The following is a 921-nucleotide window of genomic DNA, read 5'->3' as shown; positions in this document are numbered from 1 at the left end:
GCTTAAAGGCCAGTTCAAAAAGCGCGCTCCGTGCGGCTGAAGATGTTCCAGCAGACGAGTGCGCAGGCTAGCTTTAAGAATGCTTCGTGAATGTCAGCGCGGCGTTCAAAGCGAGTGCGGAGGCGACGGAAACCATGGAGCCAAGAATGAGTACGTTCGACGACCCAACGAAATTTGCCGCGGCCGCTGCCGTGTTCTGTGCGACGCCTGGCGATAACCGGTTGGATGCCGCGCTCGCGAAGCCGGCGGCGATGCGAGTCAGAATCGTAACCACGGTCGGCGTAGATGACCTTGGGCTTGCGAAGCGGTCGGCCGCGAGTGCCACGAATTGGCGGGATGGCGTCGACCAGCGGAAGCAGTTGGGTGACATCGTTGCGGTTTGCACCGGTCAGAATCGCGCTGACTGGAACGCCGTTGGCGTCTACGAGGATGTGGTGCTTGGAGCCTGGTCGCGCACGATCGGTGGGGTTTGGCCCAGTTTTTGGCCCGCCCCAACGGCTCGCACGGACGATGAATCGACAGCCGCATGTGAGAAGTCGAGCTGGCCCGACTCGCGCAGCTTGTCGAGCAGCAGTCCATGCAATCTGTCCCACACCCCGGCCTGCTGCCAGTCGTGCAACCGACGCCAGCAGGTCGCGCCAGAGCCGAAGCCTAGCCGCGTCGGTAGATGGTTCCAACGGATACCTGTCTTCAGAACGAGCAGGATGCCATTCAATGCTGCACGGTCCGAGACCGGTAGGCGCCCGGGGTAACGCTTGCGTCGCGGTCTGGGCGCTGGAAGTAGTGGTTCGATCAGTGCCCACAGTTCGTCATCGATGATAGGTGCCGGCATTCCTTGATCCGTTGTTCAGGCATCCAAGGTTAACCGTTTCGAAGGAAAGTAAACAGCCCTCCCGGGCTCTTTTTGAACTGGCCTTTTAG

At 60.5% G+C, this 921-nt stretch carries 1 protein-coding gene; it reads right to left on the bottom strand.

Features of this window, described 5'->3' with window-relative positions:
* Positions 1 to 14 precede the first annotated feature (14 nt).
* Positions 15 to 832 (bottom strand): IS5 family transposase gene (locus NCT32_RS32385; RefSeq protein ID WP_144404199.1). Its coding sequence is split into 2 segments (ribosomal slippage): positions 15 to 484 and positions 484 to 832, totalling 819 coding nucleotides; the frame shifts between segments, so codons are not numbered across the junction.
* Positions 833 to 921 lie beyond the last annotated feature (89 nt).

This window comes from Caballeronia sp. INML2 (assembly GCF_023631365.1).
In the GTDB taxonomy this organism is placed as follows: domain Bacteria; phylum Pseudomonadota; class Gammaproteobacteria; order Burkholderiales; family Burkholderiaceae; genus Caballeronia; species Caballeronia turbans.
This window is presented reverse-complemented; position numbering and strand designations above follow the sequence as displayed.